At 63.7% G+C, this 25,745-nt stretch carries 17 protein-coding genes and 1 pseudogene; 9 read left to right on the forward strand and 9 right to left on the reverse strand.

Annotation, left to right across the window (positions count from 1 at the left end; genetic code table 11):
* The first annotated feature begins 1 nt into the window (after position 1).
* The 5 genes and pseudogenes from purL to DCY11_RS01720 all read left to right on the forward strand — a co-directional run bounded on the left by purL (position 2) and on the right by DCY11_RS01720 (position 4,497).
* Positions 2–2,208: pseudogene (gene purL / locus DCY11_RS01700) on the forward strand (phosphoribosylformylglycinamidine synthase subunit PurL).
* A gap of 52 nt (positions 2,209–2,260) precedes the next feature.
* Complete coding sequence (locus DCY11_RS01705; RefSeq protein ID WP_069445267.1) at positions 2,261–2,497, forward strand: BolA/IbaG family iron-sulfur metabolism protein; 237 nt, start codon at positions 2,261–2,263, stop codon at positions 2,495–2,497.
* Positions 2,498–2,520: 23 nt separating this feature from the next.
* On the forward strand, positions 2,521–2,871 hold the full coding sequence (gene grxD, locus DCY11_RS01710; protein WP_069445266.1) for a Grx4 family monothiol glutaredoxin: 351 nt from the start codon (positions 2,521–2,523) through the stop codon (positions 2,869–2,871).
* Positions 2,872–3,035: 164 nt separating this feature from the next.
* Positions 3,036–3,668 carry a DUF1326 domain-containing protein gene (locus tag DCY11_RS01715; protein WP_108680926.1) on the forward strand — a complete coding sequence of 211 codons (633 nt, stop codon included), beginning with the start codon at positions 3,036–3,038 and terminating at the stop codon, positions 3,666–3,668.
* A 16-nt stretch (positions 3,669–3,684) separates the two neighbouring features.
* Entirely contained in the window at positions 3,685–4,497 is an 813-nt protein-coding gene (locus DCY11_RS01720; protein ID WP_108680928.1) for a DUF2182 domain-containing protein, read from the forward strand.
* 50 nt (positions 4,498–4,547) lie between these two features.
* On the opposite strand, the gene rpsD is transcribed toward DCY11_RS01720, so the two are convergent.
* The 3 genes from rpsD to DCY11_RS01735 all read right to left on the reverse strand — a co-directional run bounded on the left by rpsD (position 4,548) and on the right by DCY11_RS01735 (position 6,972).
* The gene (rpsD, locus tag DCY11_RS01725) at positions 4,548–5,165 is read right to left on the reverse strand and encodes a 30S ribosomal protein S4 (protein WP_045366540.1); all 618 of its coding nucleotides are present in this window, start codon (positions 5,163–5,165) and stop codon (positions 4,548–4,550) included.
* 215 nt (positions 5,166–5,380) lie between these two features.
* Complete coding sequence (locus DCY11_RS01730) at positions 5,381–5,947, reverse strand: hypothetical protein (protein ID WP_108680930.1); 567 nt, start codon at positions 5,945–5,947, stop codon at positions 5,381–5,383.
* A 203-nt stretch (positions 5,948–6,150) separates the two neighbouring features.
* The gene (locus DCY11_RS01735; protein ID WP_245409422.1) at positions 6,151–6,972 is read right to left on the reverse strand and encodes an RNA methyltransferase; all 822 of its coding nucleotides are present in this window, start codon (positions 6,970–6,972) and stop codon (positions 6,151–6,153) included.
* Between the two features lie 94 nt (positions 6,973–7,066).
* Between DCY11_RS01735 and DCY11_RS01740 the strand changes: the two genes are divergently transcribed.
* Positions 7,067–8,296 carry an NADP-dependent isocitrate dehydrogenase gene (locus DCY11_RS01740; protein ID WP_108680932.1) on the forward strand — a complete coding sequence of 410 codons (1,230 nt, stop codon included), beginning with the start codon at positions 7,067–7,069 and terminating at the stop codon, positions 8,294–8,296.
* Here the strand turns inward: DCY11_RS01740 and DCY11_RS01745 are convergent.
* The 3 genes from DCY11_RS01745 to recA form a co-directional block, all read right to left on the reverse strand.
* On the reverse strand, positions 8,293–9,468 hold the full coding sequence (locus tag DCY11_RS01745; protein ID WP_108680934.1) for a cyclic nucleotide-gated ion channel: 1,176 nt from the start codon (positions 9,466–9,468) through the stop codon (positions 8,293–8,295). The genes DCY11_RS01740 and DCY11_RS01745 overlap by 4 nt on opposite strands.
* Positions 9,469–9,471: 3 nt before the next feature.
* Complete coding sequence (alaS, locus tag DCY11_RS01750; RefSeq protein ID WP_245409540.1) at positions 9,472–12,174, reverse strand: alanine--tRNA ligase; 2,703 nt, start codon at positions 12,172–12,174, stop codon at positions 9,472–9,474.
* Between the two features lie 480 nt (positions 12,175–12,654).
* Positions 12,655–13,800 (reverse strand): recombinase RecA, encoded by a 1,146-nt coding sequence (gene recA / locus DCY11_RS01755; RefSeq protein ID WP_108680938.1) that lies wholly within the window; start codon positions 13,798–13,800, stop codon positions 12,655–12,657.
* Positions 13,801–14,066: 266 nt separating this feature from the next.
* Here recA and DCY11_RS01760 point away from each other — a divergent pair, with 266 nt between their 5' ends.
* Together DCY11_RS01760 and DCY11_RS01765 are read left to right on the forward strand one after the other, a co-directional pair.
* Complete coding sequence (locus tag DCY11_RS01760) at positions 14,067–15,197, forward strand: AI-2E family transporter (protein ID WP_108680941.1); 1,131 nt, start codon at positions 14,067–14,069, stop codon at positions 15,195–15,197.
* Between the two features lie 184 nt (positions 15,198–15,381).
* Positions 15,382–15,672, forward strand: a complete 291-nt coding sequence (locus DCY11_RS01765) for an HU family DNA-binding protein (protein WP_045366533.1) — start codon at positions 15,382–15,384, stop codon at positions 15,670–15,672.
* 152 nt (positions 15,673–15,824) lie between these two features.
* Here DCY11_RS01765 and DCY11_RS01770 read toward each other — a convergent pair whose 3' ends face one another.
* The 3 genes from DCY11_RS01770 to DCY11_RS01780 all read right to left on the reverse strand — a co-directional run bounded on the left by DCY11_RS01770 (position 15,825) and on the right by DCY11_RS01780 (position 24,224).
* Positions 15,825–17,159: an MFS transporter gene (locus DCY11_RS01770; RefSeq protein WP_159079727.1), complete on the reverse strand. Its 1,335-nt coding sequence runs from the start codon at positions 17,157–17,159 to the stop codon at positions 15,825–15,827.
* Between the two features lie 73 nt (positions 17,160–17,232).
* Positions 17,233–20,424 carry an autotransporter domain-containing protein gene (locus DCY11_RS01775; protein ID WP_108680946.1) on the reverse strand — a complete coding sequence of 1,064 codons (3,192 nt, stop codon included), beginning with the start codon at positions 20,422–20,424 and terminating at the stop codon, positions 17,233–17,235.
* A 140-nt stretch (positions 20,425–20,564) separates the two neighbouring features.
* A complete protein-coding gene (locus DCY11_RS01780) occupies positions 20,565–24,224 on the reverse strand; it encodes an autotransporter domain-containing protein (protein WP_108680948.1) in 3,660 nt (1,219 codons plus the stop codon).
* Between the two features lie 350 nt (positions 24,225–24,574).
* Between DCY11_RS01780 and DCY11_RS01785 the strand changes: the two genes are divergently transcribed.
* Positions 24,575–25,726, forward strand: coding sequence for a TIGR03032 family protein (locus DCY11_RS01785; protein ID WP_208430493.1), 1,152 nt, complete (start codon positions 24,575–24,577; stop codon positions 25,724–25,726).
* Positions 25,727–25,745: the final 19 nt, after the last annotated feature.

Genomic DNA, 25,745 nt, shown 5'->3' on the forward strand with positions numbered 1-25,745 from the left:
CGTGAAGCCCGAGACGCCGGGACTCTCCGAAGAGCTCGTTGCCGAACACGGCATCAGCCCGGAGGAGTACGAGCGTCTTCTGAAGGAGCTGGGGCGGGAGCCCACGCTGACGGAGCTGGGTGTGTTCTCCGTCATGTGGTCGGAGCACTGCTCTTACAAGTCCTCGCGCGTCTGGCTGAAGAAGCTGCCCACGTCGGGCCCGCAAGTAATCCAGGGTCCGGGCGAGAACGCCGGCGTGGTCAGCCTCGGGGACGGGCAGGCTGCCGTCTTCAAGATGGAGAGCCACAACCACCCCTCCTATATCGAGCCCTATCAGGGCGCGGCCACGGGTGTCGGCGGCATCATGCGCGATGTCTTCACCATGGGCGCGCGGCCCGTCGCCAACATGAACGCGCTGCGCTTCGGCAGCCCGAGCCATCCCAAGACGCGGCACCTGGTTGCCGGCGTCGTCTCCGGCATCGGCGACTACGGCAATTGCATGGGTGTGCCGACGATCGGCGGCGAGACCAATTTCGACCCCCGCTACAACGACAACATCCTGGTCAACGCCATGTGCGTCGGACTTGTCGATGCGAACCGCATCTTCAAATCCGCCGCGAAAGGCGTCGGCCTTCCCGTCGTCTATGTGGGCTCCAAGACGGGCCGCGACGGCATCCACGGCGCCACCATGGCCTCGGCCGAGTTCGACGAGAGCTCCGAGGAGAAGCGCCCGACCGTCCAGGTCGGCGATCCCTTCACGGAGAAGCTGCTGCTCGAAGCCTGCCTCGAACTGATGAACGAGGACGTCATCATCGCCATCCAGGACATGGGTGCGGCGGGCCTGACATCCTCGTCCGTCGAGATGGCGGACAAAGGCGGCGTCGGCATCGATCTCGATCTCGATCTCGTGCCCATGCGCGAAGAGGGCATGACCGCTTACGAGATGCTCCTGTCAGAGAGCCAGGAACGCATGCTGATGGTGCTGAAGCCCGGCTCCGAGCCCGTGGCCGAACGCATCTTCAAGAAGTGGGAGCTCGACTTCGCCGTCATCGGCAAGACGACAGACACCGGTCATTTCGTGGCGCACCACAACGGCGTGGTGGAAGCGGACATTCCCCTGCCCGCGCTGGCGCACGCAGCGCCCATCTACGCGCGGCCGTACGAGAAGCGTGAGCCGCTGCCCACCATCGCGGCCGAAGACGTCACGGCCCCGCCCAGCATCTTGAGCGCGCTGGAGCGCCTGCTCGGCTCACCGCATCTGTCGTCCCGGCGTTGGATCTACGAGCAATACGACCACATGGTCATGGGTGACACGGTGCAGCGCCCAGGCGGCGATGCCGGCGTCGTCCGCGTACACGGGACCGACAAGGGCCTCGCGGTCTCTTGCGACGTGACCCCGCGCTATTGCGCCGCCGACCCGTATGAAGGCGGCAAGCAGGCGGTGGCCGAATGCTGGCGGAATCTCACCGCGACGGGGGCCAAGCCGCTCGCCATCACCGACTGCCTGAATTTCGGCAATCCCGAACGCCCCGAAATCATGGGTGAATTCGTTGGCGCCATCGAAGGCATGGCGGAAGCGTGCAAGGTTTTCCATTTCCCGGTCGTGTCGGGCAACGTGTCCCTTTACAACGAGACCAACGGCGTCGCGATCCCCCCACCCCGGCTGTGGGCGGCGTCGGGTTGATCGCCAATATCGCCGATATGGCGGATATGGCGCTGAAGGCTGACGGGGATGTGATCCTGCTGCTTGGCCTCGAGACTGGTCATCTCGGCCAATCGATCTATATGTCCGTTATGGAAGATCGCCTGGACGGCGCCCCGCCGCCCGTAGACCTTGCCAGCGAACGCGTGATCGGCGACCTGGTCCGCGGGCTGATCAAGGCCGACACGGTCAACGCGGTCCACGACGTCAGCGATGGCGGTCTGCTGGTGGCGCTCGCCGAAATGGCGATGGCCGGAAAACGCGGCGTGGCTTTGGAAGCGCCTCCTGAGGGCATCCCGGCGCACGCGATCTGGTTCGGCGAGGACCAGGGCCGCTACGTGGTCACGGCAACGCCCGACAAGGTCGACACGATCAAGGATGTCGCAGCCGTCTACAGCGTGCCCGTCCGGGTGATCGGCACCGTCGGTACCGACACGATGACGCTGCCCGGCGAAGCGCCTCTGCCGCTCGGCATGCTGCGCGCCGCCTATGAAGATTGGTTGCCGCGCTTTATGACGCGGGGATAAGATCGAGGTCCGGCGCTAAATTGGTGTGGACCCTAGATTAGGAGTGACTGAAATGGCGATGGCCGCCACGGATATCGAGCGCCTGATTCTCGAGCGCTTTCCCGACGCGAAGATTGAAATCGAAGACCTGGCTGGCGACGGCGACCACTATGCGGCGTCCGTCGAATCCGAAGAGTTTCGCGGTAAGTCCCGCGTGCAGCAGCACCAGATGGTCTATGACGCCCTCAAGGGCAATATGGGCGACGTGCTGCATGCGCTCGCTCTGAAGACTTCCGCCCCCCAGCAATAAACGTTCGAGAGAGGACACCAGCAATGACAGATCAAGCCGTCAACGACTGGATCAACAAACAGATCGCCAACAACGACATCGTGCTGTTCATGAAGGGCACGAAGGCGATGCCCCAATGCGGCTTCTCCATGCAGGTCGCGCAGATCCTGAACCACCTCGGCGTCGACTACGAAGACATCAACGTCCTGGACGACATGAGCGTCCGCGAAGGCGTCAAGGCTTTCTCCAACTGGCCGACGATCCCCCAGCTTTACGTGAAGGGTGAGTTCGTGGGCGGCTGCGATATCGTGCGTGAGATGTTTCAGGCGGGCGAACTGCAGGACATGCTCAAGGACAAGGGCATCGCCAGCAACGCGGACACGCAGACGGCCTAGCCGGCGCACCGCGTCCAAGACGAATTTGTCGGCCCGGGAGCTTCGGCTCCCGGGCTTTTCTGTCGGCTGTACGCTTACCTATTTGCCCATCCGAGTTGATTCGATCCGTGGTCGGCCTATGCTCGCTCTTGCACGAACTTCGCTCAAATCAGGGAGGCGTCGCCATGATCGACTGGGAGTTGAAGGGTGTCGAATTCATCAACTGTAACTGCGACTATGGCTGCCCCTGTCAGTTCAATGCGCGCCCGACCCACGGGGATTGCCACGCTATAGGCGCCTACCGTTTCGAGGATGGTCACTTCGGTGACGTCGACCTTGGCGGACTGAACGTGGTCGGCATGTTTTCCTGGCCCAAGGCTATTCACGAAGGCAATGGAACCGCCTTTCTGATCATCGATGAGCGGGCGAGCCAGGAACAGCGCAACGCCCTGCTTTCCATTTTTTCCGGCGAAAACACCGAGCCGGGCAAGACCATATGGAACGTCTTCGCGGCGACCTTCACCGAGGTATTGCCGCCCGAGATTCGGCCCATCCACATCGAGATTGACGTGGAGGAGCGGACGGGCAGCGTGCGCGTCGACGGTTTCGTCGAAATGCAGGGAGAGCCGATCCGCAATCCGGTTACCGGCGAAAAGCACCGGGCCCGCATCGATCTGCCGAACGGCTTCGAGTACTTGATCGCGGAAATGGGAAGCGGCTCCTCCACGGCGAAGGGCCCCATGCCGCTGTCGCTCGTGAACAGCTACGGCCAGTTCGCCCACATCCATTTGACGAACAAGGGCGTTGTCCACGCCTAGGGCGGCCACGCTTGCCATGCTTGAAGCGCTTCTCCGGCGGGAAAATACAGTCGTTGCCGGCGCGCTGCTGGTTCTGATCCTTCTGGCGTGGGCGGCCCTCCTAGCCGGCGCCGGGACGGGCATGAGCGTCATTGCGATGAGCGGCTGGTGGCTGCCCATGACGCTGCCGGCCGGCGAGAGCTGGCCTTGGATCCCCTATTACTGGACGATCGCCTTCGTCATGTGGGCGGTGATGATGGTGGCGATGATGCTCCCTTCCGCGGCCCCCACAGCGCTGCTCTATGCCAAGGTGGTCCAGCGCGCCGATGCGAAAGCCGATACAAAAGAGGCCCCGCTTTGCATCATCGCGTTCGCTGGCGGCTATCTGACCTTGTGGATTCTTTTCAGCGTGTTGGCTGTCGTCATTCAGTTCGCACTGGAGCGGGCGGGGCTGATGACGATGATGATGAACTCGCGGAGCGCGGTTCTATCGGGCGCGCTCCTCATCGCAGCCGGAATCTACCAACTGACGCCGCTCAAGACCGCATGCCTTAAGCATTGCCGCGGCCCGGCGGCCTACCTCGCCCAGCATTGGCGCCCCGGCCCAGCCGGGGCCTGGCGCATGGGGCTGGGACACGGCGCCTTCTGCGTCGGCTGCTGTGCCGTCCTCATGCTGCTGCTGTTCGTCGGCGGGGTGATGAACCTGGTTTGGATCGCCGCCTTGTCGGTCTTCGTGGCGATCGAAAAGCTCGCCCCCTTCGGAGAGGGTCTGGCGAAGGCAGCCGCCGTCGTTCTGATCGCCGCAGGGGCCGCCCTGATCATCGCGGCCTCACAAATGATTACGGCCTGACACCGGGAACCCGGTGCAGGCCGCAAAATCGTCTGGATGTGGTCCCGCGCTTAGCGCGAATAGAATTCGATGACGAGGTTCGGTTCCATCATCACCGGATAAGGAACGTCCGACAGTGTCGGCACACGCGTGAACGTGGCGACCATCTTCCCGTGATCCACGTCGACATAATCGGGCACGTCGCGCTCGCTGCTCTGAGCAGCTTCCAGCACCATGCCGAGATCCTTCGACTTGTCGCGCACCTCGATCACATCCCCTTCCTTCAAGCGGTAGGAGGGGATCGTGACCCGGCGGCCATTCACTTTCACATGACCATGCGAGATGAACTGGCGCGCGGCGAAGACCGTCGGCACGAACTTGGCCCGGTACACAGCGGCGTCGAGACGGCGCTCGAGCAGGCCGATGAGGCGCTCGGAGGTGTCGCCCTTCTGGCGCGAGGCCTCGTGATAGATGGCCTTAAACTGCTTCTCGGTGATGTTGCCGTAATAGCCCTTCAGCTTCTGCTTGGCGCGAAGCTGCTGGCCGTAATCCGATAGCTTGCCGCGGCGGCGCTGGCCATGCTCGCCAGGTCCGTACTCGCGCTTGTTCTGGGGGCTCTTGGGCCGTCCCCAGATATTCTCGCCAAGCCGGCGATCGATCTTATGCTTGGCGTGAATGCGTTTCGTCATTCGTCAAGACTCCAAAGCCAAATCAGGCTTTCCACGGGCGGTCCACGTGCCCGCGTCTGCCGTAAAAACCTATTGATGGTGGTTGATCTGGGACCACCAAATCCGTCCGGCGGTCCGCACTCAGCCCTTAACGGCCGAGCCGAGCCGTTCTGTTACACGGAATACCCGGAAAATGTCAATTCCGCTCTCGGGGCCTTTAGCGGGTCTTCCGCCGATTATTGGGCCCCGGCGGAGGCCACATAGGCGTTGATGGCGGCTTCGACCTGCGCCTTCCGCTCCGGCGGGCACTCAGGCGGCGGCGGGAGCACCAATTTCTGCGCCGGGCCGTCCCCCTCCTCCACGACCTTGTTCTGCCAGTCCGAAGGGGCCGAATCGGGCTCGATCGGTACGGCAGCCTTGCCGGCAAAGAACGACGTCGCGAACAGATGCAACGTCTCGATCATCACGATTTGCTCCTGAGTCCAGTTCTGCTTCCCCTGCTCGGTTGCCAGCATCGTCTGGAAGTTCGCCTTGCCGAGCTCGGGCAGATCACAGACATCGGCATAGGCGGACCGCGTCGCGGCCTGGATGACACGGCGCGCGGTGTCCATCGGAATCAGGAATTTGGCCGGATCCGACTTGTCGATGTCGACCATGTTGCCGTCGGGGCCCTTGACGCGGTCGGGTATCAGCGTGGACGCGTAGATGGACATCGTGCGCACGCCGCGATCGCTCAACCCACCGCCTTGGCGGGGAGCCGGCTTGCTGCGCTGTGTGAGTTCCTCCGCAGCGAGGGTCGTCATGGCCGGCTGGCCGTCAGTGGTCTGTGCAGCCGCAAGGGCCGACACTCCGCACAACGGCACTAGGACAGCACCAACCACACCACCAAGCTTTGCCCACGCAATTCTCATCGGACGCCCCTCTCATTATTCTGGCGGAAGCTACCATTGTTGACGGTCATCGCAACAGGAGAAACGGGGCGGAACTGTGACGGTCCCCGACGCGGCTAACCCTTTGATGATGTTGGGCGCCTGGTGAACGCAGAGATGATCCCGCGCCATGTGCGGACATCCTGCTCGGTGCACTCCATCCGATGAAACATGTTCCGGATCGAACGGACCATGGTCGGCCGTTTCTCCGGCGGCCGCAAAAAACCGGCATCGTCCAGAGCTCCTTCCATGTGTTCGAACAGACCGAAGAGTGAGGCGCGGCTCGCGGGACCCGTCCCCGGCGTCGCCAGCCCTTCCCTTGCCGGACCGTCGAACGTCGTGGCCCGGCCGAGGGCTTCCGGGTTGCCGCTCTTCATCCATTCGTACGAGAACAGCAACACGGCCTGCGGCAGGCTGAGCGAGGCGAAGTTCGGATCGACCGGCGCGGTGATGATGGCGTCGGCCAACGCGATCGAGTCGTTATCGAGACCGTTGCGCTCGCCGCCGAACATGACAGCGCAGCGCTCGCCGGATTGCGTCCGCCTGCGGAGCGTCGTCGACGCCGTTTCGGGGCTGAACACCGGCTTAATCATCTCGCGCGGCCGCGCCGTGGTGGCGGCCACGTAGTTGCAGTCAGCCAGCGCCTCTTCGAGCGTCTCGAAGACCGTTGCCGCGCTCGCAATCGGTTCAGCCACCGCTGCGGCGGCAAGAGCCTTCTCGTTGGGCCAACCGTCGCGCGGTGCAACCAACCGCAGATCGTGCAAGCCGAAATTACCCATTGCACGGGCGGCGAAGCCGATATTCTCGCCGAGTTGCGGCTTTACCAGGACAATCGAAGGGGGTGCGGCGCCGGCGCGCTCTTTCGTCGGCTTGCCGACCGGGTCATTTGTTTCCATCATGGCCGGACGATGCTACAGGGAGCCCCGGCTCGCAATGGGCGGCGGCGCATTGCCTTCGGGCCCGGACGACACCCCATTTTTTGGAGATTGCTGCGTGGACAAGATCAAGGTTGAGAACCCCATCGCCGATTTGCATGGCGATGAGATGACCCGCGTTATTTGGGACATGATCAAGGAAAAGCTCGTCGAGCCGTATCTCGATGTGGAGCTTGTGCCCTTCGACCTCGGCATCGAACACCGCGATGCGACTGACGACCAAGTGACGGTCGACGCCGCGCACGCAATCAAGGAATTCGGGGTCGGCGTCAAATGCGCGACCATCACGCCAGACGAAGCGCGCGTGGAGGAGTTCAACCTCAAGAGAATGTACCGCTCGCCCAACGGCACGATCCGTAACATTCTGGGCGGCGTCATCTTCCGCGAGCCCATTATCTGCAAGAACGTGCCGCGCCTCGTTCCGGGCTGGACCAAGCCCATCGTGATCGGCCGCCATGCCTATGGCGACATCTATCGCGCTCAGGACTTCCGCGTTCCGGGCAAGGGCAAGCTGACCATCAAGTTCGAGGGCGAGGACGGCGAGGTCATCGAGCGCGAGGTGCATACGTTTGAGGACTCAGGCGTGGCTCTCGGGATGTTCAATCTCGACAGTTCGATCCGCGACTTCGCGCGCGCCTCCATGAACTACGGCCTCAGCCGCAACATGCCGGTGTACCTCTCGACCAAGAACACGATCCTCAAAGCCTATGACGGGCGTTTCAAAGATCTGTTCGCGGAGGTCTTCGAGACCGAGTTCAAGGACGCGTTTGCCAAAGCCGGCCTCACCTACGAACACCGGCTGATCGACGACATGGTCGCGGCGGCTCTGAAATGGTCGGGTGGCTATGTGTGGGCCTGTAAGAACTACGACGGCGACGTGCAGTCCGACACGGTCGCGCAAGGGTTCGGGTCGCTCGGCCTGATGACATCGGTGCTGATGACGCCGGATGGAAGCACGGTTCTAGCCGAGGCCGCGCACGGCACCGTCACGCGCCATTTCCGCCAGCATCAGGAAGGCCGGGCCACGTCGACGAACTCCACCGCCTCGATCTTCGCCTGGGCCGGCGCGCTGAAGCATCGCGCCAAGCTCGACAACAACGAGGCCCTCGCCCGGTTCGCAAAAACCATCGAGACCGTCTCCGTCGACACGATCGAGTCGGGCTTCATGACCAAGGATCTGGCTCTGCTCGTCGGCGCCGACCAAGCCTGGCTCTCGACCGAAGGCTTTATCGACAAGATCGACCAGAACATGCGGGTAGCCATGGCCGGAGACGTCGCCGCGGCCTAGGTCTGCGTCACTTCGCTTTCGTCTTGTTCCGTCGCCGCACGGCGAATGCGGTCGAGCATGCCCGGGTGGCGGCGGGACAGCCGCGCCAGGGCCCGATTGTCGAGCACGTAGAGCCGGCAATGGGTCGTAGCGATCACGTCGTGCTCATGCCGCCGGTGTTCCAGGAGCGCCATCTCGCCGAAGATGTCGCCTTCCTTCAGGATGACCGTCCGACCTTTGCCGAGCAAAAGTCGCGCTTCCCCGCTCGCGAGGATGTACATGTTTTCGCCTACGTCGCCGGCCCGGACGATGGGGACGCCCGGCTCGTAACTCCGCGTATCGAGTACCTTGGTGATATCGGCAAGCTCCGCGCGGCTCATGTCCTCGAACAACGGGACCCGCGCAACCATGGACCACGTGGCCACGAACTGATGGCGTACGGATTCTCGGCTGAACCCCGTGGCGATGATGGCCACGGGCAGTGCGAACATGCCGACGCTCAGCAGCATCATGACGCCACCCAACATTTTGCCCAGAGGCGTGACGGGAACGACGTCGCCATACCCCACGGTCGTTAGTGTGGCCAAGGCCCACCAGGACGCGGCGGGAATCGATCCGAACGCTTCGGGCTGTGCATGGCGCTCGAGAAAGTAGATTCCGGTCGAGGCGAAGAGCAGCAGGATGAGCATCAGGAGGAGCGAGCCCAGCAGCGCCCCGGACTCCTCCTTGCACACGCGGAACAACGTCTGCAGCGCAGGCGAGAAACGCGCGAGCCTGAAGAGACGCAGGACGCGCAGCAGCCTCAGGAAGCGCAGGTCCGCCGGAAACAGCCACGTCAAATACCAGGGCGCAAAGGCCAGGAGATCGATGATCATGATCGGGCGGCTGGCGAAGATCGCCCGCGCCCGCCAGGGCGGCATGCGCGACAGGACTGGAATCTCGACAGAACTCCAGACGCGCAACGCATACTCGATGGTGAACACCATCACGGAGAAGACGTTGAAGGCGCGGAACCAAGCGTCGTAGCGCGTGGCGAGTTCTTCGACCGTCTGGGCCGCAAAGGCGAGCGCGTTCGCGACGATCAGGACGATGATGAAGCCGTTGACGATGTATCCGGCCGGATGGACGTCGCCGCCGAGTTCCAGAATCTCGTGGACCTTTCGGCGCCAGTGGCGCCAGCGGGCCGAGGTCATGACCTAGGCTTGTCCAGCGCGCCTGGAGGCCGAGGGCGCCGGCTCGCTCTCGGGCGCGGACCCGAGCTGCGCGGCGATCGCCTCCAACGCGGCGTCGGCCTTGGCGCCGTCGGGACCACCGGCCTGGGCCAGATCGGGACGCCCGCCCCCGCCCTTGCCGCCGAGGATATCCGCTCCCACGCGCACGAGATCGACGGCGCTGTGTGCGCCCGTGAGATCCGCGGTGACACCGACAACAAGCCCGGCCTTCCCTTCCTCGCTCACGCCGACCACCGCGACGACACCCGAACCGATCTGCTGCTTCGCCTCGTCGACGAGCCCGCGCAAATCCTTCGGCGCGACGCCATGAACCACACGCGCGAGAAGCTTCGTGCCGCCAATCTCCCGGACAGGTGAGCCGCCGGCCGCACCGCCGCTTTCGGGCCGCAGTGCCAGCTCGCGCTTTGTATCGGTTAGCTGCCGCTCCAACTTGCGGCGCTCTTCGACGATCGCTGCCAACCTCTCGACCAACTCGTCCGGCGGCACTTTGAGAATCTCGGCCGCTTCGCGAACGCGCCTGTCCTGCGCGCCTAAGAACCCGCGCGCGGCCTCGCCGGTCAGCGCCTCCACGCGGCGCACGCCCGCGGCCACGGCGCTCTCGCCCACGATCTTCAGGAGGCCGATGTCACCGGTCCGGGCCACATGGGTGCCGCCGCAAAGTTCGATGGAATAGGCGTGGCCCGCCTTATCGCTTTCCGGGGTCACGCCCATGGACACGACGCGCACTTCCTCGCCGTATTTCTCGCCGAACAGCGCGAGCGCACCGCGGGCGATGGCCTCGTCCGGCGTCATCAGATGCGTCTCGACGGCGCTGTTCTGCAGGATCATGGCATTCGCCAAGTCCTCGACGGCCTTAAGCTCTTCCGCGCTCATGGGCTTCGGATGGGAAAAGTCGAACCGCAACCGTCCCGGCTCGACGAGCGAGCCCTTCTGCGCCACATGGGTTCCGAGGACCTGACGCAAGGCTTCGTGCAGTAGATGGGTAGCCGAATGGTGCGCGCGCGTCGCCGTCCGGCGTCCGTGGTCCACGGACAGCGAGACCGTCTCACCGCGCAGCAGCTTCCCCTTCTCCACGATACCGTCATGGAGGAACAAGCCATGTAATTTCTTCTGCGTGTCGGAAACCGCGAACACGGTTTCGTCTCCAATCGACAACGTCCCTTGGTCGCCGACCTGGCCGCCGGACTCCGCGTAGAAGGGCGTCTGATTGACGATGACGATACCGCGGTCGCCCTTTTCGAGCTTGTCGACACGGGCGCCGTCTTTCACCAGCGCCACGATCTCACCCGATGCGGCTTCCGTCTCGTATCCAAGGAACTCGGTCGCGCCGACCTCTTCCTTGAGTTCGTACCAGAGACTGTCCGTGGCCGCTTCGCCCGAACCCGACCAGGACTTCCGGGCTTCGGCCCGTTGCCGCTCCATCGCCGCCTGAAAGCCGGCCGCGTCCACGCCGATGCCCTTGGCTTTCAGCGCGTCTTCCGTCAGGTCGTAAGGGAAGCCGTAGGTGTCGTAGAGTTTGAAGGCGACCTCGCCGGACAGCGTGTCGCCGGAGGATAGCCCCTCAAGCGCCTCGTCGAGCAGACGCAAGCCCCGCTCGAGAGTCTCGCGGAAACGCGTCTCCTCGAGCTTGAGCGTTTCGTCAATGAGCGCCTCTCCGCGCTGCAACTCCGGGAAGGCCCGCCCCATCTCACCCACGAGGGTGGGGACCAGCCGATGCAGCAACGGCTCCTTCGCCCCCAGCATATGCGCATGCCGCATGGCCCGGCGCATGATGCGGCGCAGGACATAGCCACGCCCCTCGTTGGAGGGCAGGACACCGTCGGCAATCAGAAAGGACGACGCCCGCAAGTGATCCGCAATGATGCGGTGGCTCGGCGCCTCAGCGCCTTGCGCCGGGACGCCCGTAAGATCGACCGACGCCGCGATCAGCGTCTTGAACAGATCGATCTCGTAATTGTCATGAGTTCCCTGCATGACGGCCGCGATACGTTCGAGTCCCATCCCCGTGTCGATCGAGGGGCGCGGCAGGTCGATCCGGTTGCCGTCGGCCTGCTGCTCGAACTGCATGAACACCAGGTTCCAGATCTCGACGAAACGGTCGCCGTCCTGATCGGGGCTGCCGGGCGGACCACCCGGCAAATGCGCCCCGTGATCGTAGAAGATCTCCGAACAGGGCCCGCAGGGGCCCGTATCGCCCATCGACCAGAAATTGTCCGATCCGGCGATCCGCAGAATCTTGTCATCGCCGAACCCGGAGATCTTCCTCCAGAGTTCAGCGGCCTCGTCATCGTCTACATAGACCGTGACGAGGAGCTTCTCTGTCGGCAGCGCCAGCGTCCCGGTCAGGAACTCCCAGGCGAGCGCAATCGCTTGTTCCTTGAAGTAATCGCCGAAGGAGAAATTGCCCAGCATCTCGAAGAACGTGTGATGCCGCGCGGTGTAGCCCACATTGTCCAGATCGTTATGCTTGCCGCCGGCGCGCACGCATTTCTGCGACGAGGCTGCCCGCAAGGCGCTCGGCTTTTCCTGGCCGGTGAACACGTTCTTGAACGGCACCATGCCAGCGTTCGTGAACATCAAAGTCGGGTCGTGCCGCGGCACCAGAGGCGCGGACGGTTCCACTACGTGGTCATTGTCCGCGAAATACTGAAGGAAGGCTGCGCGCAGCTCGTTGGCACGCGACGGCGCTTCATGCGCGGTTGCGGCTGCGTTCGCCGCCGTCTTGACCGTACTCTTCTTGGATTTTCCAGCGCTCACTTCAGCAGCACCCAAAATTGCAGCAGCCGCCTGCGCAGAACCTTTGCCGACGGCCCCGACTGACGCCTCTCCCTGGACGCACGGACCGGCTCTCGACTGCGCGTGTCTGCTGCGAGTTGCGACCCTACCCAGCGACCGACCCTAACCGATTCTCCGGGCCCGGCCGCATCACGACCTCCCATTCGGCGATCGCCGACGGGAAAGATGGTCGGGGCAGACATACGGTCTCGCTCCGGCCCTGTCCAGCAGTCACAACGAAACGGGGTGCCCCAAATCATGGGCGCCAAAATGCAGCGGGCGCCCCGGGAACACCGGGACGCCCTCAACCATCGCGATCTTTGATCGATTGGATCCTGGAGGCCCCTTACGGCCCGGCCGGATCCGGCATGCTCAGCCGCGCTTGCTCTTGCGGCCGCCGCCCGAAATGGACGTCACCGTCTCCTCCTCGACCGGCGCCTCACCGTCGTCGCCCTTATCCTCGAGCCCCTCGCCTTCCAGCATCTGCTCGGCGACGAGCCCCGCGCTCTGCCGGATGGCGCGCTCGATCCGCTCGGCCATGTCCGGATGCTCCTTCAGGAAGGTCTTCGCGTTCTCGCGGCCTTGGCCGATGCGCTCGCTGTCATACGAGAACCAGGACCCGGATTTCTCGACGATGCCCGCCTTCACGCCGAGATCGATCAATTCGCCCATCTTCGAAACGCCCTCGCCGTACATGATGTCGAATTCGACCTGCTTGAAGGGCGGCGCGACCTTGTTCTTGACGACCTTGATCCGCGTCTGGTTGCCGACCACCTCGTCCCGCTCCTTGATGGCGCCGATGCGGCGAATATCGAGGCGGACAGAGGCATAAAACTTCAAGGCATTGCCGCCGCTCGTGGTCTCAGGCGACCCGAACATCACACCGATCTTCATGCGGATCTGGTTGATGAAGATGACCATGCAGCGCGACTTCGAAATCGAGCCGGTCAGCTTCCGCAAGGCTTGACTCATGAGACGCGCTTGGAGGCCCGGCAGAGAGTCGCCCATCTCGCCCTCAAGTTCGGCCTTGGGCGTCAACGCGGCCACCGAATCCACGACTAGAACGTCGATGGCTCCGGACCGGACCAGCGTGTCGGCGATTTCAAGCGCCTGCTCGCCCGTGTCGGGCTGAGAAATCAGAACATTCTCGAGATCGACGCCAAGCTTTCGGGCATAGACCGTGTCGAGTGCGTGCTCCGCATCGACGAAGGCACACACCCCACCCTTCTTCTGCGCTTCCGCCACGACGTGAAGAGCCAGCGTCGTCTTGCCGGACGATTCCGGTCCGTAAATCTCAACCACCCGGCCCCGCGGCAGACCGCCGATGCCAAGTGCGATATCGAGCCCGAGAGAGCCCGTGGGAATGGACTCGACCTCCACGGCGGTCTCGTTCTGGCCGAGCCGCATGATGGAGCCCTTGCCGCAAGCCCGCTCGATCTGGGAGATCGCGGCTTCCAGCGCCTTCTCTTTGTCCATTTCCCCTCCTGCCTCTACAAGGCGCAGCGCGGCGTTCGACATCGACGAATCTCCTTATTTCACAGCCTTAGGGCTTGCGTAAATGGCGGTGCCCGGCCCTCGGGGCCCTCGTCCACACCCGGTTGGGCTTCGGCGAGCCGGCGATTGCGTTAGAAGGGGAATGTACATGCTTTGTTCTATGTTCGCAAGATGTTCTCGCTGCGTATAGCGGATTTGCCGGGGGATCCAGGTCCCGCACCGGGAAAAGCGCTTCGTGGCGGATCATGAATCACTATGATTGATCCCAACCGAGGCAAGGAGCGCAACGCATGAGCCGCCAAGTGGAAAAGGGCGCCCTACAGGACAAGATGTTCGTCCTGCTGCTCGTGCTGGTGTCGCTGGCCTTTGCCTGGATCCTGCTGCCGTTCTACAGCGCCGTTCTGTGGGCGGTGATCCTGGCCTTGGTCTTCTCGCCGGTGCAGCGGTGGTTCATCGGTCACCTTCCGAACCAGCCGAACTTGGCCACGTTCCTGACTCTGCTCAGCATCGTCGGGATCGTGCTGGTCCCCGTGGCGTTCACGGGCGCATCGATCGTCAGCGAGGCGACTACGCTCTACGAGAACATCCAGTCGGGGGACGTCAATCTCGGCACGATACTTCAGCGCTTCCTCGATGCGCTGCCGACTTGGGCGACAGACTTCCTGGCTCATTTCGGGGTGACGGACGTGGCCGACATGCAGGCGCGAGTCATCTCGCTCCTCGCCGAAGGCAGCCAGTTCTTCGCGACGCAGGCGGTCCTCGTGGGGCAAGGCACGGCCAACGTCCTGCTCGGCACCTCGATCATGCTCTACCTCCTCTATTTCTTTCTGCGCGACGGCGGCAAGCTCTCGCAGAAGATCATCCACGCGGTTCCCCTCGCCAGCGAGTACAAGGGCGCCTTGTTCGAAAAGATCGCAGTCGTCGTGCGCGCCATGGTCAAAGGCACGATCCTGGTCGCCATCGCGCAAGGTTTTCTAGGCGGTCTCATCTTTTGGGCGCTGGGCATCCATGCAGCCGTGCTTTGGGGCGTGGTGATGGCCTTCCTGTCGCTGCTGCCGGCGGTGGGGGCCTCGATCGTGTGGTTCCCGGTCGCGGTCTATCTCATCGCCACCGGCGACATCGGCAAGGGCCTCATTCTCATGGCGTTCGGCGCGGGCGTAATCGGTCTCGTCGACAACCTGCTGCGACCCTACCTCGTCGGCAAGGACACGGCCCTGCCCGACTATGTCGTCTTGATCTCGACACTGGGCGGCATCGCGCTTCTCGGCCTGAACGGCTTGGTGGTCGGCCCACTGATCGCGGCCTTGTTCATCGCCGTCTGGGACATTGCCGCCCGCAGCGACGTGGTCCCCAATGCGGCCGTCCACGACGACGCGCCGACGGCCGACGAGCCTCCCGCGGACGGGCCCAAGGCGGGCTAAAAATGCGATTCGCCCTGTAATTTACGGGCGAAATACTCACAGGCCGTTTCCAAAAAAGCAGACAAAGCCGTGCGAATCGGCCATCCCTCAATGGGTATGAAGAGCCGGACCTGGCTCGGACGGCGAAGAAGGCTTGTACCCACGGGCTTTTGCGAGCGCCGTCCTACTTTAGGAGCGCTACATAATGCTTACAAAGACCGCACTCATCCAAACGATTGCCGACCAGCTCGACATGACCAAGAAGGACGTCAAAGACGTTCTCGAGACGCTTGCGACCGTCGGCTACAAGGAAATGAAGAAGAACGGCGAGTTCATGCTGCCGGGCTTCGCCAAATTCGTGGTCGTCAAGAAGCCGGCCGTTCGCGCCCGTAAAGGCATCAATCCCTTCACCAAGGAGCCGACCGTGTTCAAGGCCAAGCCTGCACGGAAGGTCATCAAGGCGCGCCCGGTCAAGGCGGCCAAGGACGCGGTGTAGCGGCACTCGTCCGCACACGGATTTGAGGGAAGTTAAGTGCGTCGTCCTTCGGGGCGGCGCACTTTTCGTTTGCGCTATCGCCTAACGGCTGCTTGAGCGCTTGCTCGTTTGCACAATCGCCTAACGGCTGCTTGAGCGCTTGCTCGTTTGCACTATCGCCTAGCGGCTGCTTGAGTGCTTGTTGCTGGACCCTGCTGTGGCTCACGCTCTTCCGGTGCCGCGCCGATGGTCCAACCAGCCACAAGAAACACGATAGCACCGGTGATCCCGAAGGCTTGGACCGCGACCAGCCCGGCGCCGAGACTGCCGCCGGAAGCATCGAAGCCGTTGGAAACTGCGCCGACGATCAGCGGTCCGAGGACCATGCCGATCATGTTCATACCGAACAACAACAGCGCGGACCCGACGGGCCGCTCTTCGCTCCGCAGCGCGGCGTGCAGCACCGCAATCGTCGGCGCGATATAGACGGCGCCGAGAGCGCACGGGACGAGCAACAGCAACAGTGCGGTCGCCTTGCTCCCAGCCAGCAACCCCGCAATGGCGAAGGGCTTCGTGAGGAGCAGTATCACGGCGGGCGTCCACGCGATCCAATGTGCCCGCCACAAAGCGAGGCGCCCCGCGAGTTGCCCGCCGAACATCGTTCCAAGAGCGCCCGCCACACCGATGGCTGCGGCGAGATACAGGCCGACGGCGGACAACACCATGCCGTGCTCGCGGACAAGAAATGTCGGCAGCCAGGCGACCATGCCGAAGGTCGTGATCGTGTTCAGGACTGTGGCCAGCACCATCAAAGCCATCGGGGGCGCGCGAAAGATCTTGGCCACGGTCTCGGACAACAAGGAGAGCCGCAGCGTGGCCCTGCCGGCATCGTCGTGCGGTCGCGGCGGTTCGGGCACGGTCAACCGAATGATCCCGGCCAGCACCAGGCCCGGCAACCCCGCAAGCAGAAGCGCCGCGCGCCAGCCAAAGAACTGCGCCACGAACCCGCCCCCGACCAGGGCGAGCGCCGTTCCGATGTTCGCACCGGACATGAACACGCCCATGGCGCCCGCACGTTCGCGCGGCTCGTAGCGGTCCGAAATGATGGCGTGGCTTGCGGGCAAGGCGCCGGCTTCGCCGACCCCGACGCCCACGCGCGCCAAGAAGAGCTGCCAGAAGTTCTGCGCGAGCCCGCACAGCATGGTCATGGCGCTCCACACGGCAATCGTGATGGCGATCACGTTGCGGCGGTTGAGACTGCTCACCGCCAAGGCGAGCGGCAATCCCAGCGTGGAGAAGAGCACCGCGAAGGCCAAACCGGACAGTAGTCCGAGCTGGATATCGCTGAGCGCGAACTCGCGTCCAATCGGCGACAACGTCACCGCGAGCACCTGCCGATCGAGATGCGCGAGCGCAAAATACGCCGTGAGCACGATGAGCGTGTAGCGCCGCGAACCGACCTGAACGAACTCAAGTCGCGAGGGAGACGTCGTTTGATTGGAGCGCACCGGAGACTTCCGAAATGCTGAGGCTCTCAGACAGGTATCACGACCACTGGTGCAAGTGCACCCTCGACTCGACCTAGTTGAACAGCCACGTGAAGCGGCCTTTGACGGCATTGTCGGAGACGCTGTCGGCATACTGGCCTTGGTAAGAGACGCCGGCCGAGAGCCGGTCCGTCACTGCGAGGTCGACGCCTGCATCCAAGAGTGCGCTGTCCTCGGCCAGCGGCACACCGTCGATATCAAAGCCGATGCCGGTAGTGGCGAAGGCCAGCGAGGCGCCCGGCGTCACGTCGTCGAAAGCATGCAGCCAGGCGCCTTCGACGTGCGGCGTTACCTGCATGGTGCCCCACAGCATCGTCGTGGCCGCGCGCAGACCGACGGTCGTGTAGCCCACGCCCTGGTCGATGCCGGACGTGCGCAAGGATGCTTGCGCGCCGCCCTTCTCGCCGAACCCCTCACTCTCGACGGAAACGTAAGCGAAGCCGCCGAAAGGCTCGAACTCGATGCCGGCAACTTGCGTGGGATATGCGACCTCGCCGAAGAGCTGGCCCGTGTCGGCATCGTAGTCCGCCTTCTGGCGTTCGTAGAAGCCCGGGAAGACGACTGCGCGGGAGGTCTCGATCTCGCTCCAGGCCCAAAGGCCGCCGCCACGCAGCGCGAAGCCTGCGAGATCGCCGTTCACGTAGCCGCCGAGATGATAGGTCTTGGTGTTGGCGCCGCTGAAACGCTGCTCGACGCTTACGTCGGAGAAAGACGCGCCAGTCGCCACGCCAACGCGCCAGGAGCCGGCGACGCGCGCATCCATGCCGGAAATGAACCCGCCGAGATTGCGGTCCGCCGTGGCGGCATTGCCGTCGCCATCGAACGTGCCCCAGGCACCGTAGCCTTGCGTCCAGAAGGCCAGCGGTGGAGATGCGGCTTCGGCTATAACCTCTTCGCCAGTGACGGTGCCGCCGAGACGCATGGCACCGGCATTGTAATTCGCTACTTGCGGTCCACCGTTCCCCAGCGCTCCGCCTGCATGGCTCGCCTGCATCATACGCCCCAGCACCGCTTCGCGCGCGTAGCGGCTGTCGTCCACGAGCGTTCCCGCCACCGTCGCATGGATTTCGCCCGACAGCACATCGAAGGCTTGCCGTGCGCCTTCGGCGGATTGGAACAGAACTGAGAGGAACAGCGGATTGGTCGTCGGGAAGCGATCGAGCGCCTTGGCGACATGGCATTGGTTCTGCGTGTCGGCCACCGAGCAGAAGCTCGGGCCGCCGCCATTGTGGGTGCCGTGATAGCGCGTCAGCGTCAGCACCACGTCGTTGCCGTCCCCGCCGTCATAGTCGACGCTCGGCTTCAGAAAGGCGAACTCGTGCTCGACGGACCCAAACCGCCCTTTGACGGCGTCGCCTCCGTCGTTGTCGATGATCGTGTAGTCGGTGCTCTGCTTGTAGTCGCCGTTCGCGGCGAGCACGCGCAAAGCCGAGCCGGTGAGATCGACCGTCCCCTTGACGACGACCTTGTCGGCGTTCCCCGCCGCATCCACTTCGACCTCGTAGACGGCGCCGCCGGAAAGCGTGAGACCGCCATTGACGCGGATGGTCCCGATGGAATTGCCGGGAGCCAGCGTGGCGCCGATGATGTCGAGCATGCCGAACGTACCCGTGCCCTTCACCACGCCGCCCATGACGGTGAGCGGCATGGACGTCCCGCCGGTGAACGTCCAATTGCCGCTCTCCATCTCGAAGGTTTCGAAATTCCGGAATTGCCGCGTGCCCGAACCGGTATCGATGTCGTCGAGGTCGAATTCGCCCTGCCCGGGGCCTGAGAGGATCAGCGCGTCGTTCTTTCCGGGACCGGCGCTCACCGTGCCGTCGATGTCCGCGGTGGCCTCGATCGTCAGCGTGTTAACGTAGGCGTTGGCTTGATCGAACCGAACGGCGCGGGACCCTTTCACCGCGCCTGCGACGCTGATATCGGCGCCTCCGTACCGGACATACACCGCGTACTGGCTGCCGCTGGTTGCTCTGACCGTGCTGCCTGCCCCAACTTGGATCTGTGCGTTGTTTCCAGTGTAGTTGTTGACCTCGATTCCAGTTTGCCCAGTGACATCACCATTCGTGCTGATCGTGGTCGCGCCGCTTCCGGCATTCATGACGCTGATGCCGGTATAGGTGCCGATGACCGAGCTGCCTGTGCCGGTCGTTACCGTCACGTCCGTTCCGGACGAGTTCAACGCTTCTATGCCGGAGTTGCCGCCGCTCACGGTGCCATTGACCGACACCGTCACGCTGCCGGAACCGTCGTTGCCCACGTCGACACCGTCCGAATAGCCGCTGACGGTCGACCCGGCGCCGACAGTGACCGAAATGTCCGTTCCGCGGCTGCTCGAAGCCCCTACGCCATCTCCGTCCGTGCCGGTCACATCGCCATAGACGCTGATGGCAATCTCACCGTAGCCATCGCTGTCGACAGCGAACCCGGTCGTGCCCGTAATGGTGGCGTACGCGCCCGTCGTCACCGTAATGTCTGTGCCTGCGAAACTGTATGCGGCGATGGCCGCGTCGTTCTTGCCGGTCACGTCGCCATAGGCATTGATCGTGAGCGGGCCGGCTGTGGCCTTGGCATTGATACCGTACCCCTCGGCCGAGACGCTGCCGGAGGCACCAATCGTGACGACGAGCGGGCCGTTGCCGTCGTTGTTGACGTAAACGCCCGTGCCGGCCTCCCCGAACACGCCGATATCGGCGGTCACCTCGCCGTTGACCGTTACATAGGCCGACGAACCACGGTTGTCGGCATAGATGCCCCAACCGCCGCCGCTGACACTGCCGCCTTCGTTCAGCGTGATGGAGAGGTTTCCCGTGCCGAAATTGTAGGACTGGAAGTCGCCATTGAACGTCCCGTTCGAAACGACCGTCACGCTGCCCGGCGTGGAGCCATCGTCCCCGTAGGACTTGATGTAGAAGGCGTTGTCGATATCGGAGGAGAGCGTGGCACCATTGTAGTCGGTATAGGACAGCGCACCGTCACCGCTGATGGTGATGGCATAGGAGATGATCGTGCTGACGCTGAAGGGATCGGCCGTGACGACTTGTACGTTGTCGATGTCGATGAGGTTCTGCGGGTCCGAGCTCGTGCCCTGGCAGACATACGTCGTTGTCGATCCTTGCTGATCGCAGATCTGGTCGGCATGTGCGCGTCGACCGTATCCCGTGATCGTCGCTGCCAACATCGTCGTGGAGAGCAAGAGCTGCCGCCTCAGGGCACCTTGCCGCATGATGTCCCCCAAACGAGCCTTGAACCCGGGCGCACCCTGCCCGGTGAGATCGTCAAGCTCTCAGGGTACGACCCTCACAGATTCGTGGGCGAACCGGCAAGTTGCAAGAGTGGCAATAAGCGCGGCGAAACCTGTTCAAACTAGTTGAACAGCCAGGTCAAACGGCCCTTGACGGCGTTGTCGGAAATGTCGTCCGCATACTGGCCCGAGTAGGATACACCGGCGGAGAGCTGGTCGCTGATCGCGAAGTCGAGGCCCGCATCCAGGAGCGCTGAGTTTTCAGCCAGCGGCACGCCGGTCACGTCGAAGCCCCTGCCCGTCGTAGCGAACGCGAGCGAGGCACCCGGCGTGACGTCGTTGAAGGCATGCAGCCAGGCCACTTCCGTATGCGGGGTCACTTCCATATCGCCCCACATCACGGTCTTCGCGGCGCGAATACCCAGCGTCGTGTAGCCCACGTCTTGAGAGAAATTCGTGCCGTGCAAGGACGCTTCCGCCCCGCCCTTCTCGGTGAAGCCGCCACTCTCGACGGACACATAGGCGAGACCTGCAAAGGGCTCGAGATCGACGCCGTTCATTTGCGTCGGGTAGGCAACCTCGCCGAAGAGCTGGCCCGTGTCCGCGTCGTAACTTGCGTTCTGGCGTTCGTAGAAGCCCGGGAAGACCACTGCGCGGGATGTCTCGACTTCGCTCCAGGCCCACAGGCCGCCGCCGCGTAGCGCGAAGTCACCGGCCATGCCGCCGGCATAGCCGCCGAGATAGTAGCTCTGCACGTTGGCGGTGCTGTAACGCTGGTCCACGCTCACATCGGAGAAAGACGCACCCGTCGCCACACCGACGCGCCAAGTGTCGTCGATGTTCGCATCCATGCCGGAGATGAAGCCGCCGAGATTGCGATCTGCCGAGGCTGCGTTCTTGTTGCCACCGAAGTCACCCCAGGCGCCGAAGCCTTGGGTCCAGAACGCCAGTGGCTGCGGCTGGTCGACAAGCGTCTTGCCGTCGTAATAGCCCGTCCCGCCGAGCATCATGTCTTGGTTGCCGTAACTGGCGACGAGCGGCCCGCTGGAGCCGAGCGCCCCGCCGCGGTGGTTCGCCTGCATCAAGCGGCCCATGACGGCGTCGCGCGCATAGCGGCTGTCGTCCACCAGCGTGCCCGCGACCGTCGCGTGGATCTCGCCCGACAGCGCATTGAAGGCTTCGCGCGCGCCCTCCTCGGTCTGAGTCAGGACGGAGTAGAAGAGCGCATTGTCGGCCGGAAACGCATCGAGCGCCTCCGCCACGTTGCATTGGTTCTTGGTCTCGGCCACCGAGCAAAAGCTGAGATAGCTGACGCCGCCCGTGCCGCTTCCGCCGGCGCCACTGCCGCTGCCCGTGGTCGGGACGACCGTCCGCAGGAGGGTCAGGACCACGTCGTTGCCGTCGCCGCCGTCATAGACGACGCTCGGGGTCAGGAACGCATAATTGGTTTCGAGCCGGGCGAACCTGCCGTTGACGGCGTCGGACCCGTCATTCTCGATGATCGTGTAGTTGGTGCGCGTCTTGTAGCTGCCCTTCTGGGCCAGCACCCGCAACGTCGCGCCGGTGAGGTTCACGGAGCCGTTGACGATGGCCGTGTCGTTTCGACCATCCGCGTTTACTTCGACTTCGAACACGGAACCGCTGCGGAGGGTCAAGTCGCCGTTGATCGTCATGGTCCCGATCGAGTTGCCGAGAGAGATCGTGCCGCCATTCGAAATCACCTCGCCGAACGTGCCGGTGCCCTTCAGTGTGCCGCCGTTGAGGGTGAAAGTGTATGGCGTGGTGCCGTCGAAGCTCCACGTGCCGCTGTCGATCTGAAAAATCTCGAATTCCTGGAACTGCTTCGTCCGGTCGCCTGTGTCGATGTCGTCGAGATCGAATGTGCCGTGTCCTCCGCCGGCGAACGCCAGCGTGTCTATGCCGGGACCCGCCAGGACCTTGCCGGTTACGGCGGCGGTCGGATGCAGCTCCATCCGGTCGTTGAACGCGTTGACCTCGCTCCGATCGAACTTCGCCGCGCCGCCGGCACCGCCGTTCAGCGTGCCGCTGACGACAAGGTTCGTCCGGCCGCCCGAGGTCTCGATCGCGAAGTCGTCGGCGTTCGTACCGGAGCTCGAGACGATGCTGCCGTTGCCAATGTCGACATTGATCGCGCCGCCGCCGCCATGGCCCAGATAGACGCCGTCCGTCGTGCCGGAGATATTTCCCGTCGTGTTCAGGGTGATCGCCTCCGAGCCGCTGCTGGTGGCGTAGAGACCTTCGCCGCCCAAACCCTCCACGGCGCCCGCGATATCCAAGGTCAACGCGCCGGCCCCTTCGTGAACGGTCCGCAGGCCGGTCGTTGCGCCGCGAACGCTCGCCCCGCTTTGCGTTGAGATCATCGACGTTGCGCCGCTGTTCGTGGCGGAGATGCCCTCGGCGGCGGTGCCCTCGATGTTGCCGGCGATATCGAGGTTCAGCGTGCCGCTGCCACCATTGTCCGCAGCTATACCAGTTTGTCCGCTCACGGTGGTTCCCGCGGCGGTCGAAACCGAAAGATCCGTGCCGGCCGTGTTCAACGCCTGAATGCCGGATCCGCTGGTCCCGGTGACGTCGCCCTGCGTGTCGATCGTCAAGGTGCCGGTCCCGTAATTCGTCGCGGCGATGCCTGTGCGCGCGCCTGTAACCGTATCCGTGGTGGTAACCGAAAGATCCGTGCCGTAGGTCTTGGCGGTGATGCCGTTGGAACTCGTGCCGGTGACCGTTCCGCCCGCATCGATCGACAGGGAACCTGCCCCCTCGCCGGCGGCATCGATGCCGGTCTCACCGCTGACGGAGCTGATCGTTTGCACGGTGAGCGGGCCCCTGCCGTGATTGACGGCGCTGATGCCTATCTGGCTGGCGGTCACGGCGCCTTTGGTAATAACGGTCAGGCTGTTCGAGTTTGCGTTCTCGTTGACCACCTCGATCCCGTGAGCGCTGAGCCCATCGACCGTGCCGCCGGTCTCGATCGTCGTCGATCCAAGACCGAAATTGCTGGCCTTGATGCCTGTGATGGCGCCCGAGATGGCGTCCTCTGTCGTGATCGAAAGGTCGGTGCCGAAATTCGTCGCCGAAATGCCGTTGTACAGCGTGCCCGTGACGGGTCCGCGCGCGTCCACCGCGAGTGAACCGGCGCCGCGATTCACGGCCTCGATGCCGGTCTCGCCGGTGACGCCGGCGCTTGTGTCGATACTCAGAAGGCCGGTTCCGTAGTTGGTGGCGCTGATGCCGGTGCGCTTGGCCACCACCGTCTCTGTAGTGAGGATCGAGAGACCCCCGCCATTGGCATTCCTGTTGAGCGCGGTGATCGCGTTTCCGTTCGTGCCTTCGACTGCACCGAGGGCGTCGATACTCAGCGAGCCCGTTCCGTAGTTTGTCGCGTCGATGCCGATTGCACCGCTGAGCGTTCCGTTCGTGCTGACGTCAACGCCGCCCGGCGTCGAGCCGTCGTTGCCGGTGGAGGACACGGACAGTGCCGTCTCCAGCACTGAAGCAAGGGAGGAAGCATTCGCGTCCGTATAGGTGATTTGGCCCTTGCCCGAGATCGAAAGCGCGGCCTGGTCGGTCGCGGAGACGCTGAAGCCAGGGAGCGTGACGACTGTCGCATTGTCGGTGTCGATGGCCTGCTCCGCGCTGCCGCCGGAACATTCGAAGTTGGGGGCTGTGCCTGTGCAATCGGCATAGGCATGCTGGCTGCCGCCCGCGACCGCGGCCACGAGCAATGACAGCAGCACGGGCACCCGTGCTGACAGCTTGGACATAGTTTCCCCCTAGACCCCAAGCCGGCGCTGCTCCCTATGCAGTTGCCGGACATCCGCTCCTGGGACGATACGGACGGGTGCAGACAAGACGAGCCCAACTTGCATACAAGTTGAATGGTTTGCGCCGAAGCGTGCCACCGTGAGACAGAACGGGTCTGCAAGGCGCTTTCGGGGTCCGAAGTCCTAACGACCGGTTACCGGGCCGGCTCGCTCCGTCGCTCGCGCACTGACGCCGATCGCGCGTTGTCATTCACGGCCGGGCGCTCTACTACGTTTGCGCGGATGCGCCGCGACTTTATCGGGCGCCCACGCAACACGGTTTGGCCGCGGAAGTTCCGGAGAGGATGAACATGACCGATCGCGACGAGCAGCCAAGCGCTCAGGCCACTGCCGGAGCCGGGCAGGACGCCGCGACGGAAGAGCCGAAAGCGCCGGAGCAGCCGCAGGTCAAATATTCGATGTCGCCGGGTTTTTCGGGGTTTCTCGGCAACAGCGGGATCGGGCTCGGGATCTCGTCCTATCAGTCGGGCAAGTTCTACCTGCTCGGCCAGAACACCGATGGCGGACTCCTCGTCGACGAACGGTTCTTCCGCAAGGCCATGGGTATCGCCGTCCCCGACAAGGACACGATCCTGCTTGCGACGCTGTTTCAGATCATCCGCTTCAAGAACGTTCTGGGACCCCAGCAGCAGATCAACAATCTGTATGACGCCTGTTATGTCCCGCGCGAACTGTTCGTAACAGGCGAGATCGACGCCCATGATGTCGGCCTGCTCAAGGACGGACGGATCGTGTTCGTCAACACACTCTTCAATTGTCTGGCGACGCCGTCGTCGCGTCACAGCTTCACGCCGCTCTGGAAGCCGCCGTTCATTTCGAAGATCGTGAAGGAAGACCGTTGCCATCTGAACGGCCTCGCCATGGAGGACGGCGTCCCCCGCTACGTCACGGCGGTCAGCAAGTCCGACACGATCGACGGCTGGCGCGACCGGCGCTATGACGGCGGCATCATCATCGACGTCGCCACGGGCGAGATCGTCGTCGGCGGGCTTTCGATGCCGCACTCCCCGCGCATGTACAACGGCAGGCTCTATGTTCTGAACTCGGGCACCGGCGAGCTATGCTGGGTGGAGACCGCGGACAAGGCCGCCGACGCGAGACTTCACGTGGTCGCATTCTGCCCGGGCTTCGTGCGGGGCCTCGGCTTCCACGGCAAATACGCCTTCGTCGGCCTCTCCAAACCGCGCTACGAGCGATTTGAGGGCCTAGCGCTGGACAAGAAGCTCGCCGAAACGGACTCCGAACCATGGTGCGGCGTGCAGGTCATCGACCTGGAAACAGGCGCCGTCGTGCACTGGTTCCGTATCGATGGCGCCATCGGCGAGCTCTACGATGTCGCCGTGGTGGAAGGCGTCTTCCGGCCCATGTCACTGGGTTTCGCGTCCAATGAGATCCTGGCGCTCGTCACCCACGACGACCTCGACGAGGCGGCTTCGTTCTGACCGGCTTTGTTGCGAGCAG

The sequence above is a fragment of the Methyloceanibacter sp. wino2 genome (genome assembly GCF_003071365.1).
Taxonomy (GTDB): domain Bacteria; phylum Pseudomonadota; class Alphaproteobacteria; order Rhizobiales; family Methyloligellaceae; genus Methyloceanibacter.

Excerpts from the sequence above, each read along its gene's own strand:
- DCY11_RS01760 (WP_108680941.1), top strand. The coding sequence starts at position 14,067 with ATGAGCCGCCAAGTGGAAAAGGGCGCCCTACAGGACAAGATGTTCGTC.
- DCY11_RS01705 (WP_069445267.1), top strand. The coding sequence starts at position 2,261 with ATGGCGATGGCCGCCACGGATATCGAGCGCCTGATTCTCGAGCGCTTT.
- DCY11_RS01745 (WP_108680934.1), bottom strand. The coding sequence starts at position 9,468 with ATGACCTCGGCCCGCTGGCGCCACTGGCGCCGAAAGGTCCACGAGATT.
- rpsD (WP_045366540.1), bottom strand. The coding sequence starts at position 5,165 with ATGACGAAACGCATTCACGCCAAGCATAAGATCGATCGCCGGCTTGGC.
- DCY11_RS01785 (WP_208430493.1), top strand. The coding sequence starts at position 24,575 with ATGACCGATCGCGACGAGCAGCCAAGCGCTCAGGCCACTGCCGGAGCC.
- DCY11_RS01720 (WP_108680928.1), top strand. The coding sequence starts at position 3,685 with ATGCTTGAAGCGCTTCTCCGGCGGGAAAATACAGTCGTTGCCGGCGCG.
- DCY11_RS01765 (WP_045366533.1), top strand. The coding sequence starts at position 15,382 with ATGCTTACAAAGACCGCACTCATCCAAACGATTGCCGACCAGCTCGAC.
- DCY11_RS01735 (WP_245409422.1), bottom strand. The coding sequence starts at position 6,972 with ATGATGGAAACAAATGACCCGGTCGGCAAGCCGACGAAAGAGCGCGCC.
- DCY11_RS01780 (WP_108680948.1), bottom strand. The coding sequence starts at position 24,224 with ATGTCCAAGCTGTCAGCACGGGTGCCCGTGCTGCTGTCATTGCTCGTG.
- DCY11_RS01775 (WP_108680946.1), bottom strand. The coding sequence starts at position 20,424 with ATGCGGCAAGGTGCCCTGAGGCGGCAGCTCTTGCTCTCCACGACGATG.
- DCY11_RS01730 (WP_108680930.1), bottom strand. The coding sequence starts at position 5,947 with ATGACGACCCTCGCTGCGGAGGAACTCACACAGCGCAGCAAGCCGGCT.
- DCY11_RS01715 (WP_108680926.1), top strand. The coding sequence starts at position 3,036 with ATGATCGACTGGGAGTTGAAGGGTGTCGAATTCATCAACTGTAACTGC.
- grxD (WP_069445266.1), top strand. The coding sequence starts at position 2,521 with ATGACAGATCAAGCCGTCAACGACTGGATCAACAAACAGATCGCCAAC.
- recA (WP_108680938.1), bottom strand. The coding sequence starts at position 13,800 with ATGTCGAACGCCGCGCTGCGCCTTGTAGAGGCAGGAGGGGAAATGGAC.